Genomic DNA, 14,974 nt, shown 5'->3' with positions numbered 1-14,974 from the left:
GGATGATAAGCTGTCGCATATGAGGCGAGCACCGGAGGAGAGGCAGCGCGATCCCGAGCGCACGAAGGCGCGGATTCTTCAGGCGGCGCTGGAGGAGTTCGCGGCGAAGGGGTTCGCGGGGGCGCGGGTCAGCGAGATCGCGACCAGGGCCGGGGTGAACAAGCAGCTTATTTCGTACTATTTCGGCGGCAAGGAGGGCCTCTACCAGGCGCTGAACACCCGCTGGCAGGCCGAGGAGAGCGCCTTCGCCGACCCCTCGGCCTCGCTCGGCGAGCTGGCCGCCTCCTACGTCCGCGCCAACGCCGAGCGCCGCGACTACGGCAGGCTGATGCTCTGGCAGGGCCTCACCGACGACACGGCTTCCGACCCGGCGTTCGTGGCCGACGTGCGGCGCGACCTGGAGCAGCTACGCCGCCGCCAGGAGGCCGGCGAGTTCCCCGCCGACCTCGACCCGGGCGCGCTCCTGGTGGCGCTCTTCGCGATGGCGGCGGCGGGCGTCTCCTTCCCCCAGCTCGTCCGGGCGGTGTGGGACCAGGACCCGGCCTCGCCCGAGCTCACCGAGCACTACGCCCAGCAGATCGAGAAACTGGTCGGCCATCTGGGGCAGGCACGCCCGCCGGCCTGAGCCGGTGGTCAGGGGCAGCGCACGACCATCCCCGCGTACGACAGATTCCCGCCGAAGCCGAACAGCAACATCGGCGCACCCTCCGCCACCTCGCCCCGCTCCAGCAGCTTGGCCAGCGCCAGCGGCACGCTCGCGGCCGAGGTGTTGCCCGATTCGACCACGTCACGGGCGACGATCGCGTTCACCGCGCCGAGTTTCTGGGCGATGGGCTCGATGATGCGCAGGTTCGCCTGGTGCAGTACCACCGCCGCCAGCTCCTCCGGCCGTACGCCGCCGCGCTCGCACGCCCGCCGGGCGAGCTCGGGCAGCCGCGTGGTGGCCCAGCGGTAGACCGACTGGCCGTCCTGGGAGAAGCGCGTGGGCGTCCCCTCGATCCGTACGGCGGAGCCCAGCTCCGGCGCCGAACCCCACACGACGGGCCCGATCCCCGGCTCCTCGGCCGCGCTCACCGCGCTTACCACGGCCGCTCCGGCGCCGTCACCCGTCAGCACGCACGTCGTCCGGTCGGTCCAGTCGGTCACGGCGGTCATCTTGTCCGCCCCCACGACCAGCGCGTTCGTCGCCGCCCCCGCCCGGATGGCGTGGTCGGCCTGGGCCAGGGCGTGGGTGAAGCCCGAGCAGGAGACGCCGAGGTCCATCAGCGCGGCCTCCGGCACGCCGAGCCGGCCCGCGACGTGGGAGGCGACGTTGGGGGCGCGCTCGGTCTGGGTGCAGGTGGCGATCAGCACGAGATCGATGTCGGACGGCTCCAACCCGCTGCCGGCCAGCGCTTTGGCGGCGGCATGCGTGGCCAGGTCCGCCACGCTCTCGCCGTCCGCGGCCACATGCCTGGTACGGATCCCGACCCGTCTGGTGATCCACTCGTCGCTCGTGTCCACCATCGCCGCCAGATCATCATTCGTCAGGACTTTTGCGGGTTGATAGTGGCCTGTCGCGACAAGTCGTGATCCATTCATGCGGCGGACTATAGCAAGCGAACGTTCGGACGCTATTTCCCGAACGGCCCGCTACCCTGAGCCCATGACCCCACCCACCCACCGGCACGCCACCCGCGACACCTGGGGAAGAGTGCTGCCCACGTCCGCCGGAAGGGGGATCGGATGAGCCCGCGCAGGTCCGTGGCCGAGGCGCTCGGCACGCGTGCGGCCATCCTCGACCGTTCGGTGGCCATCGCCTCCAGGGACGGGCTCGAAGGGCTGACCATCGGCCGCCTCGCCGCCGAACTGGCCATGAGCAAGTCAGGCGTACTCGGCCACTTCGGCTCCAAAGAGGCGCTCCAGCTCGCGGTCCTGGGCCGCGCCGACGAGATCTTCCGCGCCGAGGTCTGGGAGCCCGCCCGCTCCGCCGCGCCAGGACTGACCCGGTTGCGGGTGCTCTGCGAGGCGTGGATCTCCTACCTGGAACGTCAGGTCTTCCCCGGCGGTTGTTTCTTCACGGCCGCCGCGCACGAGTTCGACGGCCGCCCGGGGCCGGTGCGGGACGCGGTCGAGTCACGGTTCGACGCCTGGCGCGACCGTCTCGGCAAGGAGATCCGCAGAGCGGTGGCCACGGGAGAACTCCCCCAGGACACGGACCCCGGCCTCCTCGCCTTCGAACTCCTGGGCCTGGCCATGGGACTCAACCACGCCGTCCAACTCCACCGCGACCCCCAAGCCGCCACGTACGCCCGCCACGCCATGCGGGCCCGCCTGAGTTGAGCCACCGCCTGGTTGGGCACTCACGCAGGAGTTCGTCCGCACCAGACCCCGGCGCCCTGAGGAGCCCCTCACCGGCGACGTCCGGTGAGCCGATGGGCCCCGACTATCCTGCTCGCGTGAACCGCGGCTGGTCAGGAAGGCGTACCCGGCACACCGACCAGCTCACGCTCGAAGCCGGCTTCCACTCCGGCGGTCACATCGAGCTGACCTGGAAGATGCGCCCCGATTTCTACCGGGGAGCGACGTGGGAGGTCTCCGCGACAACCTGGATCGAGGCCGGGCAGCAACTGACCACCTTGGCCTCCGATGTCCGGACCTTCCTGGCCTGGCCCTGAAAGACGTACAGGAACGCGAAAAATGGGCAGCATCAAGCGCCCGGCCGGCCCGAGAACCCATCTGTGCCGGTGGTGCCGGTCCGAGGAGAAGCGGTCGGGCGGGTCAGTCCGAGGAGAGCCGGTCGAACAGTTGCAGCGCCGCCTGCCTGACCTCCTCGGGCGAGAGCCCGTCCAGGGTCTTCCTGGCGTCGGAGATGTCACGGGTGGTGGCGAGCGTGATCGCCACCGACGAAGCGGCGGCGCGGTCGATCGATCCCGTCGGGGCGGCGTCGGCCAGTTCCTGGGCGCTCGCGGCGAGGTCGAGGTTGTCTCTCAACGGATCTCCTCGGGTGAAGACGGTTCGGCCCATTGCATCACTTGGCATCGTGCCGCATCCACCATTCGGTGAATTCCCGGCATCGCCCATCGGAAGCGAAGCGGATCACCCAGAGGTTGCTGTACGTTTTGTCCGGATATGTCGTGACTCCTTGGATGACGCTCAGGTCGTCCGTCACGCACACCGGATGCCACTCGAAAGTGGCCTCGCCAGGTTTGTCCTGCCGTCCCAGCCACTGCGCGACGATCTCGTCACGCCCCTGCCAGGGCGAACTGTACGGCTCGGTGTAATAGACCGCATTCTCGGTGAACAGGGCGGAGATGTCGTCGGGATGGTTGGAGTTCCACGCCCGCACGTATCCCTCGATCCACGAATGAGGCTCGACCATCGGTCTAACCTCTCAGCGGATCGTGTCCGACGGACATCGGCTCGCGTCGCGAGTCGTCGTCCGTACGTCCGCCCATGGTCTCGACGAGCTCCACGACCTGCCGCATCACGTCGAGGTCGACCTTGCTCAGGTCGCCCTTCCGCCTGCGCAGGACATGCGGAACCGCGCGCCCCGGCTCGTCGATGCCCGGATCCGGGTCAGGAGGGAACCCCTCCTCGTCGGACGCGTCGGCGAGCAGGTGGGTACGAAGTTCCTCGGAGTTCATGTCGACCACACGATGGAACTCGTCCCACAACATGTCGGTGTCGAAACCCTCCAACCCTGCACTCATACCCGGCCGCCTACCCCTCTGGCCGGGCCTTACGCACCTGAAACCCGCCCCAGCCGCGGGTCTCAGCGGATGCCGGCGGTCAATTTGGCGACCGTGTCGGCTATGCGCCGCTGCCTGGTCTCCGGCTTCTTGGCGGCCTCGACGGCCAGCACGTAACGCCGCTTCCCCGAGTACGACAGGCTCTCGAAGAACGCCCTGGCCTCCGGCGCCCGGTCGAGCGCGTCCGCCAGGTCGGCGGGCACCTCGACCTGTCGCGGCGCGGTGTCGGCGGCCAGCTCCACCTCGACCTCGTCGCCCGCCGCCACCCCGGCGGCCTGCCGGTTCTCCGCGCTGAGCGGAAGCATGAACCGGCCGCCCATCGTGGCCACCGTGCTGCGGTAGGTGTGATCGTTGATCGTGACGGTCACGGCCGGCCGCTTGCCCGCGCCGAACTGCTCGACGACGGCGGCCGGCACCTCCATCCCCGTGGCGGTCTTGCCGTTCAGCTCGATCGTGGCGCAGAATCTCATCGGAAGAACCCCTCCAGTACGGGCGCCAGCGCCGCCGGCTTGACGATGTGGGTCTGCCCTTCGAGCGTGCGATACGTGGCCTCGGGCAGGTGCTCCGCCAGCGCCGCGGCCGCGTTCCTGATCCAGGACGGGCTCTTGCCGCCGTCCATGACCAGCGTGGGCGCCTTGACCGAGGCCCAGCTCGACGCGGGGTAGGGCGTGCCGAACTCGTACGGCGCCACGAACGCCGCGTCGTAGGGCAGCGTGTGCGCCAGCGCCTTGAGCGAGGACCAGGCGGGCATGAAGCGCATCATGGCCACGACGATCCCCGGCAGCCCGACGCCGACGCGCATGAAGTAACGCACCGCCTCGGCGCGCCGGTCGGCGGCCACCAGGTCGCCCAGCGTGCGCAGGTAGTCGCCGGGGACGGGCGGCCGGGTGGCGTCCACGATGAACGGCGGCTCGTACAGCGCCAGCCGCTCGACCGGGACCCCGCTGTGGGCGGCGGCCAGGGCGACGGCGGCGCCGGACGACGTGCCGTAGAGGCGCACGGGGCCACCGGTCTCGGCGACGACCGCGGCCAGATCCTCGACCTCGCGGTCCGGCGAGAAGGGTGCGATGTCGCCGCTCTCGCCCCGGCCGCGCCGGTCGTAGGTGTAGACCGTGAAGCGCGAGGCCAGCGCGGTGGCCAGGCCGGCGTTGATGCTCCGCGCGCGGTGGCTGAGCGCGCCGTCCACGAGGACGACCGGTGGGCCGGAGCCGGCGCGGGTGCAGGCGATGCGGGTGCCGTCCGCGGACGTGACGTTGTTCATGGGGATGACGATAAGCTCCGACAAAAAAATTTGTCAACACCTGGCCGCCAGGTCACGATTCGTCGGATTTCCCATCTCATTTAGGTACGGGCGTACGCAGAACGGGTGTGCCGCACTCGGGTACATCTGGAGCCGTCTCGCGCGGGGGAAGCCGGGACGGCTCCCGAGGCTTCACGCCGCGAAGGAGGGGGCGGCGCGTGTCCGGGACCGGAGCCGGCGGTCTGCCAGCCGCGGCTCCCGCCCCGGGCACGCGCCGCGGGTTCCCGTGCGAGGGCAGGCGACGCGCCCGCCGTTGGAAGGGCGGGCTACGCGCCCATGTGGGCGGGGCCGGTGCTGCCGCGCGGGGTGAGGATGGCGGCCTGGTCCTCGAACGGCGGCACGCTCTCCCCGGCGATCAGCGCCAGCAGGCGCTGCGCCGCATGCGCCCCGTACGCCGGGATGTCACGGGTGAGCGCGGTCAGCGGCGGCCGGACGACCTGGGCCAGCGGCGAGTCGTCCCAGGCCACGATGGACAGGTCACGCGGCACGTCCACCCGCATCTCCTGGGCCACGGAAAGGCCCGCCACGGCCATGATGTCGTTGTCGTAGACGATGGCCGTGGGCCGGTCGGGCGAGCTGAGCAGCCGCCTGGTGGCCCGCGCGCCCTCCTCGCCGGTGTAGTCGGTGTGCACGATGACGTGCTCGACCGCGTGCTCGCCGGCGTCCTGGCACGCCCGCTCGAACGCCTGGTCGCGGACGGTCGTGTGGACCAGCTCGGGCAGCCCGGCCACTCGGGCGATGCGCCGGTGGCCGAGCGCCACCAGGTAGCCGACGGTCTCGCGGACGGCCTCGCCGTCGTCGGACCAGACGGCCGACAGCGAGCCCGACTCCGACGGATGGCCGATGACCACGACCGGCATGCCGAGCCGCTCCAGCTCGCTCACCCGGGAGTCGGAGTAGTGCAGGTCCACGAGGAAGACTCCGTCGATGCGGCTCTCGCCCCACCAGTGCCGGTAGACCTCGCTCTCCTGCTGGTGGCTGGTGACCACCTGGAGCAGCAGCGCGTAGGAGCGGTCGGCGAGCACGCCCTCGATGCCGCTGATCAGCTCCATGAAGAACGGCTCGACGCCCAGGATGCGGGCGGGCCGGCACAGCGCGAGGCCGACGCAGTTGGCGCGGGCGCCGTTGAGCGCCCTGGCCGCGCTGTTGGGACGCCAGCCGATCTCGTCGGCGATGGCGACGATCCTGGCCCGCGTCGCCTCCGACACACCGGGCTGCCCGTTGAGCGCGTAGGAGACCGCGACCTTGGACACTCCCGCCCTGCTGGCGATGTCGGCGATGGTGGGGCGTTTCACCGTTTGATATTAACCGGTCAAGCCGCGTGCCAGGGTTTCGATTCCCGCGTCTCCTTGGCGGCCTCCGCCACGCGCAGGGCGTACGTGGCCCGTTCCGCCCCTTCGACGGGCCCGAGATAGGTGTGCCCGGTCAGGTGACACCACGCGGGCAGGTCCACGGGCGCGGCCGGATCGGCGGCGATCAGGTGGATCACCGCGCCGGGACCTGCCGCGCGCACGTGGGCGCGGAGTTCGAGGAGCAGCTGCACGCAGAGCTTGTCGCCGCCGTCGACTACGAGATCAGGCATGCTTCTAGGAAATCACCCCTTAAGTCCCGTATGTGCCAAACCTTCGACGAACTGCTTCTGCGCCACCACGAACACCACCAGCACCGGCAGCGCGGTCAGCGAGGCCGCGGCCAGCTGCACGTTCCACATGGGCCCGCCGTAGGCGTCCACGAACTGGGTCAGCGCCTGCGGCAGCGTGAACCGTTCCGGCGTGGACAGGAACACGATCGGCTCCAGGTAGAGGTTCCAGCTGTGCAGGAACGTGAAGATGGCCACCGCGCCGACCGCCGGCCTGGCCAGCGGCAGCCCGATCCGCCAGAACGTGGCCAGCCGCCCCAGCCCGTCGACCGCCGCCGCCTCGTCCAGCTCCTTCGGCAGCGCCAGGAAGAACTGCCGCATGATGAACGTGGCCAGCACGCTCGGCGCGCCCAGGATCGGGATGAGGATCAGCGGCCAGTGCGTGTCGGTCAGCCCGGCCGAGTGGAACAGCCGGAACAGCGGCACGATCGTCACCTCGCTGGGGATCAGCAGGCCGACCAGGATGACCAGGAACAGCGCGTTCGAGCCGCGGAAGCGGATGCGCGCGAACGCCCACCCGGCCAGCGACGACACCGCCAGCGTGCCGACGGTGACGACCGCGGCGATGTAGAGGCTGTTCCAGTACTGCTGGGCGAACGGCTGCAGCTCGAACACCTGCCGGTACGCCTCCAGCTGCGGCCGGCCTGGCAGCAGCGAGGGCGGGAACGCGAAGATCTCGCTCACCGGCTTCAGCGACGAGGTGACCATCCACCAGGTCGGAAAGACGAACGGCACACAAAGGACGCACAGCACGCCGTACAGGAGGGTCTTACGCCTCAAGGAACACCCACCTCCTGCGCATCCGCCACTGCAGCACGGTGAGGGCGAGCACGATCACGAAGAGCAGCACCGACAGCGTGGCGCCGTAGCCGAAGTGGTGGAACTGGAAGGCCTGCTGGTAGAGGTAGTAGACCAGCACGGTCGTGGAGGTGCCGGGGCCGCCCTGGGTGAGCACCGCGATCTGGGCGAACACCTGCAGCGACCCGGCCACCGTGATGATCGAGGTGAGCAGCACGGTCGGGCTGATCATGGGCAGCGTGATCCGGGCGAACCTGGTCCACGCCCCGGCGCCGTCCATCCTGGCGGCCTCGTACAGCTCCTTGGGCACGCCCTGCAGCGCGGCCAGGAACAGCACCATGTTGAGCCCGACGTTCTTGAACACCTGCACGCCGATCACCGACACCATCGCGCCCGTCCCCGTACGCAGCCAGTTGGGCCCCTCGACGCCCACGGTCTGGAGCAGGGCGTTGACGCCGCCGTTCGACTGGAGCAGGAAGCCCCACACGATCGTCCAGGCGACCAGCGAGACCACCACCGGCGAGAAGAACAGCGTCCTGAACACCACCGTGCCGCGCAGCCGCTGGTTGAGCAGCACCGCCAGCAGCATGGCCAGCGACAGGTTGAACACCACCAGGCCGACGGAGAACAGCGCGGTGGCGCTCAGCACCTTGGGCACGTTGGGGTCGGCGAGCAGTTGCCGGTAGTTGTCGCCGCCGACGAACTCGAACGTGTCGGCCAGCACGTTCCACTCGTGCAGGCTGTAGTAGAGCACCAGGCCGAGCGGGAGGAAGACGAACAGCAGGCTCCCGAGCAGCTGGGGGGCCACGAAGGCGTACCCCACCAGGTGGTCCCTGCGGCTCGCCGTCCACCACGTCGTACGAGCGGGCATCACTTGGCCAGCATCGGCTGGATGGCGGTGCACACCCCGGCCAGCGTCTTCGCCACGTCGGCGCCCGGCTGCCAGAGCTGGTCGAGCTGGGCGCGCACGGTCTGCGCCAGCTCGGCCTGCCCGGCGTGGCTGGGCTTGACCCGGCCGGTGGAGATGCCGTCGATGACGACCTGCTGGAGCTGCTCGGGCTTGAGCAGCGGGTTGCTCTTGGCCAGGCTCTCGGCGGTGAGCAGCTGGGTGCGCGGCGGCGGGAAGTACTGGCCGAGCTTGGCGGAGTTGTCGGGGTTGGAGAGGAACGACAGGAAGTCGGCGGCCTTGGCGGCGTTCGGGCTCTTCTTGATGACGCCGATGCCGGCCTGGCCGATGACGCTGTAGGCGCCCTTCGGGCCGGTGGGCAGCGGGATCAGGTCCCACTTGAAGGTGGCGTCCTTGAGCAGCGAGGCGCGGGAGATCTGGGTGATCGTCATCCCCGCCTCACCGGCGAAGAAGTCGGCCGTGGTGCCGGGGGCGGGCAGCGCCTTGTCGGTGAAGATCGCCTTGTGCAGGAAGGTCATCGCCTCGACCATCTCCGGCTTGGCGAAGCCGCAGGTCTTGCCGTCCTCGCTCCACGCCTCGGCGCCCCAGCCGCCCCACACGGTGGCCAGGTTGTCCCAGCCCTTGTAGTCGAAGTCGCGCACCACCAGGCCGGCCTTGCCGCTCTCCTTGTTCACGGCGGCGGCCGCCTCGACGGCCTGATCCCACGTCCAGCCCGCCTTGGGCGGCTTCTGCCCGGCCTGCTTGAGCAGGTCGAGGTTGACGAACACGCCGAAGGGCGAGGTGGAGAACGGGTAGGCGTACAGCTTGCCCTCCTGCTGCCACAGCTTCGTCGTCGCGGGCGCGAGCTGCTCCGGCTGGACCAGGTTGTCCAGTGGCGCGAGCGCGCCTGAGCCGACGAAGTCGGGCGCGGAGTTCTCCAGGATCCAGGCCAGGTCGGGAGCGTTCCCGCCGGCGATCTGCGTGGTCAGGGTCGTCGTGTAGTTCTCGATCGGCAGCGTGTCGAACTTGATCGCCGCCACGTCCTGGTGGGTCTTCCGGTATTCGTCGGCGATCGAGTTGAGCAGGGAGAGGTGTTCGGCGTTGCCGGTCCAGATCGTCATCCGCAGCGTGGCGGGGCCGGTGGCGGCGGGCTCGGAACCCGAGCCACAGGCGGTCAGGACGAGCAGTCCAGCCAGCCCGGCGGCGGCCATGGTGATGCGCATCGGCGCTCCTAACAATGGGGGGATCAGTAGCCGGACACGTCCGGCCAGTGGAGTTCGACGCCCTGCTCATCCAGGCGCTCCTGGAAGGCGGCGAGCAGGGTGGGGTCGGCCCGCACGGCGTGCGGGGCCGTGGACCGGTCGAGGCAGAACGCGGCCAGCGCGCCCGCGGCCTCCCCGATGTTCCACTCGACCGGGTGCAGGCGGTAGCAGCCGTTGGTGATGTGGGTGGTGGCCAGGTTCTTGCCGGCGGGCAGCAGGTTGTGCACGCGGCGGGGGAGCAGCGCGCCGAGCGGCAGCTCGAACGGGCTGCTCGGCACGTCCAGGTAGTTGTCGCCGCCGGTCGAGGGGTGCAGGTCGATCCGGTACATGCCGACGCCGACCGAGTCGGGGTAGCGCGCGGCGCCCTTGTCGCCGCGCACGGCCATGGACAGGTCCTGCTCGACGATCGTGTACTCGCCCAGGATGCGGCGCGACTCCCGTACGTACGGCGCCTGGGCCAGGCCGTCGGCCGAGCCCGTCACGTCGCCGCGCAGCCGCAGCCCCGGCCATCCGGTGCCCCCGTCGGGGCGGGGCGCCTCGGTCTGCAGCCAGTAGAGCACCGACCTGGACAGCTCGCGCGCCGCCGCGAGGTGCTCGGCGGCGTCGGGCACGTCGATGACCGGGCCCTCCATGTAGTCGATCATCGGCCAGTTGACCAGGGTGATGTCGCTGGCGTACGCGCCCGGCGCGAACAGGTCGCGGGCGGCGATCCTGCGGAAGGTCCACAGGTTCCCGTCGCCGGGATTGCGCCGCTGGTCGGCCCGGACCCGCAGCGCGTCGTCGCCGGGGTTGGGGGTGAAGGAACGCTCGGAGATCTCCAGCGTGCGCGGGTTGGGGCTGCGCCAGCCGAGCAGCGGCCCGCCCCAGAACTCCGGCTCGTACGCCCGCCAGAAGTCGTAGCGCTCCGGCCGGTCGATCGTGTGGTCGCCGTCCACGTGGTCGATGGCGAAGCAGACGGACACGGCCTGCATGTTCATCGGCTGGGCGGCGGAGGGGGCGCTGGGCTCGCCGGTGTCGGCCTGCGACTCGAAGCCGGTGACGTACTCGGTGCCGGTGAGCGGCAGCAGCTCGCCGGTCTCGGTGGCGTCCAGCACGTACGGCGCGGCGACCCAGATCTCGTCGCCGGGATCGTCGCGGTGCGCGAGCCGCACGGCCGTCACCCGGTCGCCGTCCACCTCCGCCCCGACCGGCCGGTACGGCTGCAGCACGGTCAGCCGACCGCCGCCCCGGTAGGGGGCCAGCATGGCCTCGATCACCGCCACCGCCACCCGCGGCTCGTGACAGAGCGGGCTCACGTGGCCCGCGCCGGGATTGAGCTCCTTCCAGGCGCGGGCGGCCTCGGTCAGCGGGTAGTGACGGCGGTAGTAGTCGCGGATGCCGTCGCGCAGCGCCCGGTAGCTCGCGGTCACGCCGAAGCGCTCGACCCACGTGTGCTCGTCGGGCGGGACGGCCTGGCTGGTCAGCTGGCCGCCGAGCCAGTCGTACTCCTCGGTCAGCACCACCTTCCGCCCGGCCCGCAGGGCGGCCAGCGCCGCGGCGACCCCTCCGAGGCCACCCCCGACGATCAGCACCTCGGTGCTCGACTCGCGCAAATCCGGTCCTTTCCTCTGTGTACGGGCATTCATCTGGGTACGGGGTTTCACTGGCGTACGGGCTTTCACTTGCGTACGGGCGCCAGCGTGACGCCCTCGGTGTACTGGCACGGCAGCAGCCGCTGGGCGGGCGAACCGCCCTCGACCAACTCGGTCAGGTCCTCCACCGCCTGGCGCCCCATCTCCCTGCGGGGGATGCGGAAGCCGGTGAAGTCGACGTCGGTGGGCGCGGGCCGCGTCGGATCGCCCAGCGTGATCACCGACAGGTCGCCGGGGACGGAGACGCCGCGCCTGGCCAGCACGTCGGTCAGCGCGACGCCGTCGGCGTACTCCTCGGCCAGCACCGCCGTCGCCCCCGCGGCCAGCACCCGCTCGGCCATCTCCGCGGGCTCGCCCGGGTCGAGCCGCAGCGGCTCGGGCACGGACCCGGCGTAGCCGCGGTAGCGGTCGACGTAGGACTCGGGGCCGCGGCCGTGGCCGAGATAGGCGATGCGCTCGTGGCCCATCGCCCGCGTCCGCGCGACCAGCTCACCGACGGCGGCCGGATAGTCGGCGCCGACGTACGGAACCGTGCCGCCCGCGTCGTCGCGGCGGCCGACCGACACGAACGGGTAGCCCTCGGCCACCAGCCTGGCCAGGTCCTCGCGGTCCAGCTCGCGGCCCAGCAGCACGCACCCGTCGGCCAGCCGGAGCCGGTGGTCCTGGTGGTAGACCCGCTTGCGCCCGTCGACCGTGGGGGCGCTGGTGAACAGCAGCAGGTCGCAGCCGCGCTGCTCGGCGCACTCCTCGATGCCGATCAGGAACGGGTGGAAGAAGTCGCCGGTCGCGCTGGGGAAGACGGGTTCGTAGGTGAAGACACCGAGGATGCGGTTGCGCCCGGCCGCCAGCCTGCGGGCCGCCGGGTCGGCGACGTAGCCGGTCTCCTTGATCACCCGCAGCACGCGGTCGCGGGTCTCGGCGGGAATCCGGGACTCGGCGTCGGCGCGGTTGTTGAGCACCAGGGAGACGGTGGTCTGGCTGACGCCGGCCAGCCGGGCGATGTCGCGCTGGGTCAGGCGGCGTGAAGGGGCAGGGGGAGGCATGCGGCGATCCTAGCTAATGCGCATTAGCGCGGGGTGATGCCTGGAATTGTTCGCCGCGCGGCATCGTGGTGTCAAGAGTTGCCGCAGTGCTAATTCGGATTAGCGAATTTCCGCCGGATTTCGGGGCCCGGTCGTCGGCGTCGTCGTGAGGGGGAGCGCGACCTCGACCCGGGTGCCCGTGCCCGGCTCGCCGGTCACCACGCAGCTGCCGCCGAGCTCGGCCGCCCGCTCGCGCATCGAGCCGAGCCCCACGCCCGCCCGGTGCGACTCGGGCAGCCCCCGGCCGTCGTCGGCGATCAGCATCCGCAGCACCCCCTCCTCCCGGTGCACGGCGATCGTGGCCCGCGACGCGCCCGCGTGCCTGCGGACGTTGGTCAGGGCCTCCTGGACGATGCGGTAGACCGCCACCTCCACCGCCGCCGGCAGGTCGGACAGGTCGCCGCCGATCTCCACCTCCACCTCGACATCGGGCACCTCGACATCGGGCACCTCGACATCGGCTCCGGCACCGGAGGACGACCGGCCGGCCAGGTCCCGCACCGCGCCGGCCAGGCCCAGGTCGTCGAGCGCGGGCGGGCGCAGGCCGTACACGAGCTCGCGGATGTCGCTCGTCACGGCGCCCATGCCGGCGTGCAGCTCGCGCAGCAGCTCGTCGGCGGCGTCGGGGGAGCGCTTGAGGCTGAGCCGGGCCATGGTGATGGTCATGGCCATCGCCGACAGGGTCTGGCCGAGTCCGTCGTGCAGGTCGCGGCGCAGGCGGCGGCGCTCCTCCTCCCTGGCCGTCAGGATGCGTTCTCGCGAACGTTGCAGGTCGGCGGCCATGCGTACGGCGTGCGCCACGTCGGCCGCGTACGGGGTGAGCGTGGCCAGGACGCGCTCGTTGTGCGCGGCGGGGAAGCGGCGCGGCCCCGGCGGCCCGACGAGCAGGCGGCCGACGCGGGTGCCGTGCCAGACCAGTGGCACCTCGCGCGCGGCGGGCCCGACGCGCCCGCTCTCGACGTAGCGGGGCTCGCCGTCGGCCACCTCCACGGCCACCCCCTCGACCGCGAGCCCGTCACGCAGCACGCTGACCACCGAGGTCAGCGCCTCGGCCGGGTCGCCGCGGCGCACGGCCTGGGTCAGCCGCCCGGCGAGCACGCCCGGGTCGCCCACCGCGCCGTACAGGAGCAGGTCCACGGCCCGTTGCAGGGCGCGGCGCAGCGGCTGGAAGAACGCGCCGGCGAACAGCGCGGCGGTGATCCCGGCCACCTGGTCGTATCCGGAGACCACCAGCCCGGACAGGGCGCCGGCGCCGAAGTAGACGGCGCTGACCACGACCACCAGGCCCGCCGCGACGAGGGCCCGGCTGACGACGGTGTCGATCCCGTAGAGCCGGTAACGCATGACCGAGAACGCCACCGCGAACGGGATCGCCGCCGCCCACACGATCGACGGCCACATGAACACCGGCCAGATCGCGGCCAGGACCAGGAAGACGATGTAGCCGGCGAAGGCGAACAGCGGCCAGCCGATCTGCCGGCGCGTGACCGGGTCGGCCCGCCGGATCCGGGCCAGCAGCGACAGCGCCGCCAGCGCCATCGCCGTGTAGATGCCCGCCCAGCCGACGACGTCCACGACCTCCAGGTACGGCGCCAGCGCGGGAATCCCCAGCGGGCTGGGGATGACCTCCGGGTACGGGTACCCCGCGCGGGGGGCCGTCATCCGGAACAGGTTGTGCACCGTCGCGGCCGTGATCGACAGGCAGCCCAGCCAGAGCGCGGGCCGCCAGTGCCGGGAGGGCAGCCGGCCGTCCGGCGAGTACAGCGGCAGCACCATCGTCAGCGCCAGCCCGCACACCGCCCAGCCGAGCTGCATCGGCACCCGGAACCAGCCGGCCAGGGCGAGCTCACCGCCGGCGGCGGCGCGGAACATCAGCGCGCCGGACACGTCGCTGATCCCGGCGGCCAGGCCGCCCGCGCACATGAGCCAGGCCATGTTCAGCCGGGGCCTGTGATGGATGAGGAACGCGCCGACCGCCGGGAAGGTGAAGACGACGGCGGACTGCGGGCTGACCGTCTTGGCCGGGGTCCACTCGGCGGGCAGGCCGAGCCAGATCAGGATCGTGGCCAGCCCCAGGAGCGGCGAGGCCACGGCCATCGCGGTGGCCACGACGGCCGCACCACTCATCCGCCGCGCACGCCCGGCCTCGACGCCGGTGTCCGTTTCGGCTTTCGGGTCGGTGTCCGGGTCGGTCCCCGGGCCGGGTCCGGGGTCGTCTGTCGTGTCGGCGAGTTCGGCCATCGTGCTGCACTCCGCCTTCCCCGCCCGAGCTCCGGTCATTCGGGCAGGTTGGCCTCGGCCCAAGCGGACAGTTCACGCAGAGCGGGCAGCAATGCCTGGCCCTTCTTCGTGAGCTGGTAGCTGACCGTGACCGGCGGCCCGGGGTCGACCGTTCGCTCGACGAGTTCCGCCGAGGACAGTTCGGCCAGCCGTTCGGAGAGCACCGAGTCATGAATCTTGCCGACGGCGCGGCGCAGCTCGGCGAAGCCGGCCGGGCCGTCGAGCAAGGTGGCCAGGATCATGCCGTTCCAGCGCTTGCCCAGGAACGAGAAGGCGCGGACGAGTGCGGCGCTGCACGCGCGCTCCTGGTGCTGGGAATCACTCACCTCGATCACTCCTCAAGCCTACCCGGGTGTGCTACCTTT

Annotated in this window: 18 protein-coding genes; 3 read left to right on the top strand and 15 right to left on the bottom strand. The window is 71.2% G+C overall.

The window, feature by feature from the left end:
* Window positions 1-19 precede the first annotated feature (19 nt).
* On the top strand, window positions 20-625 hold the full coding sequence (locus AB0C27_RS35235; RefSeq protein ID WP_357853170.1) for a TetR family transcriptional regulator: 606 nt from the start codon (window positions 20-22) through the stop codon (window positions 623-625).
* An 8-nt stretch (window positions 626-633) separates the two neighbouring features.
* On the opposite strand, the gene AB0C27_RS35230 is transcribed toward AB0C27_RS35235, so the two are convergent.
* Complete coding sequence (locus AB0C27_RS35230; protein WP_357853167.1) at window positions 634-1,581, bottom strand: beta-ketoacyl-ACP synthase III; 948 nt, start codon at window positions 1,579-1,581, stop codon at window positions 634-636.
* Window positions 1,582-1,725: 144 nt separating this feature from the next.
* Here AB0C27_RS35230 and AB0C27_RS35225 point away from each other — a divergent pair, with 144 nt between their 5' ends.
* Entirely contained in the window at window positions 1,726-2,322 is a 597-nt protein-coding gene (locus AB0C27_RS35225) for a TetR/AcrR family transcriptional regulator (RefSeq protein WP_357853164.1), read from the top strand.
* A gap of 116 nt (window positions 2,323-2,438) precedes the next feature.
* Complete coding sequence (locus AB0C27_RS35220) at window positions 2,439-2,657, top strand: DUF6228 family protein (protein ID WP_357853161.1); 219 nt, start codon at window positions 2,439-2,441, stop codon at window positions 2,655-2,657.
* Window positions 2,658-2,760: 103 nt separating this feature from the next.
* On the opposite strand, the gene AB0C27_RS35215 is transcribed toward AB0C27_RS35220, so the two are convergent.
* From AB0C27_RS35215 to AB0C27_RS35150, 14 genes are all read right to left on the bottom strand, one after another.
* Window positions 2,761-2,973 (bottom strand): hypothetical protein, encoded by a 213-nt coding sequence (locus AB0C27_RS35215; RefSeq protein ID WP_346106636.1) that lies wholly within the window; start codon window positions 2,971-2,973, stop codon window positions 2,761-2,763.
* A 37-nt stretch (window positions 2,974-3,010) separates the two neighbouring features.
* Complete coding sequence (locus AB0C27_RS35210) at window positions 3,011-3,361, bottom strand: nuclear transport factor 2 family protein (RefSeq protein WP_357853157.1); 351 nt, start codon at window positions 3,359-3,361, stop codon at window positions 3,011-3,013.
* Window positions 3,362-3,365: 4 nt separating this feature from the next.
* Window positions 3,366-3,692: a DUF3140 domain-containing protein gene (locus AB0C27_RS35205; RefSeq protein WP_357853154.1), complete on the bottom strand. Its 327-nt coding sequence runs from the start codon at window positions 3,690-3,692 to the stop codon at window positions 3,366-3,368.
* Window positions 3,693-3,754: 62 nt separating this feature from the next.
* The gene (locus tag AB0C27_RS35200; protein ID WP_357853151.1) at window positions 3,755-4,201 is read right to left on the bottom strand and encodes a YdeI/OmpD-associated family protein; all 447 of its coding nucleotides are present in this window, start codon (window positions 4,199-4,201) and stop codon (window positions 3,755-3,757) included.
* Window positions 4,198-4,992, bottom strand: coding sequence for an alpha/beta fold hydrolase (locus AB0C27_RS35195; RefSeq protein ID WP_357853148.1), 795 nt, complete (start codon window positions 4,990-4,992; stop codon window positions 4,198-4,200). Before AB0C27_RS35195 ends, AB0C27_RS35200 begins: the two co-directional genes overlap by 4 nt.
* 305 nt (window positions 4,993-5,297) lie before the next feature.
* Window positions 5,298-6,326, bottom strand: coding sequence for a LacI family DNA-binding transcriptional regulator (locus tag AB0C27_RS35190; RefSeq protein WP_357853145.1), 1,029 nt, complete (start codon window positions 6,324-6,326; stop codon window positions 5,298-5,300).
* Window positions 6,327-6,343: 17 nt separating this feature from the next.
* The gene (locus AB0C27_RS35185; RefSeq protein ID WP_346106626.1) at window positions 6,344-6,613 is read right to left on the bottom strand and encodes a sulfurtransferase TusA family protein; all 270 of its coding nucleotides are present in this window, start codon (window positions 6,611-6,613) and stop codon (window positions 6,344-6,346) included.
* Window positions 6,614-6,625: 12 nt separating this feature from the next.
* Complete coding sequence (locus tag AB0C27_RS35180; protein WP_357853142.1) at window positions 6,626-7,450, bottom strand: carbohydrate ABC transporter permease; 825 nt, start codon at window positions 7,448-7,450, stop codon at window positions 6,626-6,628.
* Window positions 7,440-8,339 (bottom strand): sugar ABC transporter permease, encoded by a 900-nt coding sequence (locus tag AB0C27_RS35175; protein ID WP_357853491.1) that lies wholly within the window; start codon window positions 8,337-8,339, stop codon window positions 7,440-7,442. The genes AB0C27_RS35180 and AB0C27_RS35175 overlap by 11 nt, the downstream gene beginning before the upstream one ends.
* A complete protein-coding gene (locus tag AB0C27_RS35170; RefSeq protein ID WP_357853139.1) occupies window positions 8,339-9,577 on the bottom strand; it encodes a sugar ABC transporter substrate-binding protein in 1,239 nt (412 codons plus the stop codon). Before AB0C27_RS35170 ends, AB0C27_RS35175 begins: the two co-directional genes overlap by 1 nt.
* Window positions 9,578-9,600: 23 nt before the next feature.
* Window positions 9,601-11,208 (bottom strand): FAD-dependent oxidoreductase, encoded by a 1,608-nt coding sequence (locus AB0C27_RS35165; protein ID WP_357853137.1) that lies wholly within the window; start codon window positions 11,206-11,208, stop codon window positions 9,601-9,603.
* A 65-nt stretch (window positions 11,209-11,273) separates the two neighbouring features.
* Window positions 11,274-12,290, bottom strand: coding sequence for a LacI family DNA-binding transcriptional regulator (locus AB0C27_RS35160; RefSeq protein WP_357853134.1), 1,017 nt, complete (start codon window positions 12,288-12,290; stop codon window positions 11,274-11,276).
* Between the two features lie 99 nt (window positions 12,291-12,389).
* Window positions 12,390-14,609, bottom strand: a complete 2,220-nt coding sequence (locus AB0C27_RS35155; RefSeq protein ID WP_357853131.1) for a sensor histidine kinase — start codon at window positions 14,607-14,609, stop codon at window positions 12,390-12,392.
* On the bottom strand, window positions 14,606-14,935 hold the full coding sequence (locus AB0C27_RS35150; RefSeq protein ID WP_357853128.1) for a helix-turn-helix domain-containing protein: 330 nt from the start codon (window positions 14,933-14,935) through the stop codon (window positions 14,606-14,608). Before AB0C27_RS35150 ends, AB0C27_RS35155 begins: the two co-directional genes overlap by 4 nt.
* Window positions 14,936-14,974: the final 39 nt, after the last annotated feature.

Origin of the sequence: Nonomuraea sp. NPDC048882, assembly GCF_040649755.1 — a bacterium.
GTDB lineage: Bacteria > Actinomycetota > Actinomycetes > Streptosporangiales > Streptosporangiaceae > Nonomuraea > Nonomuraea maheshkhaliensis.
The sequence above is the reverse complement of the archived record's forward strand: the minus strand, read 5'-3'. Positions and strand labels throughout refer to the sequence as shown.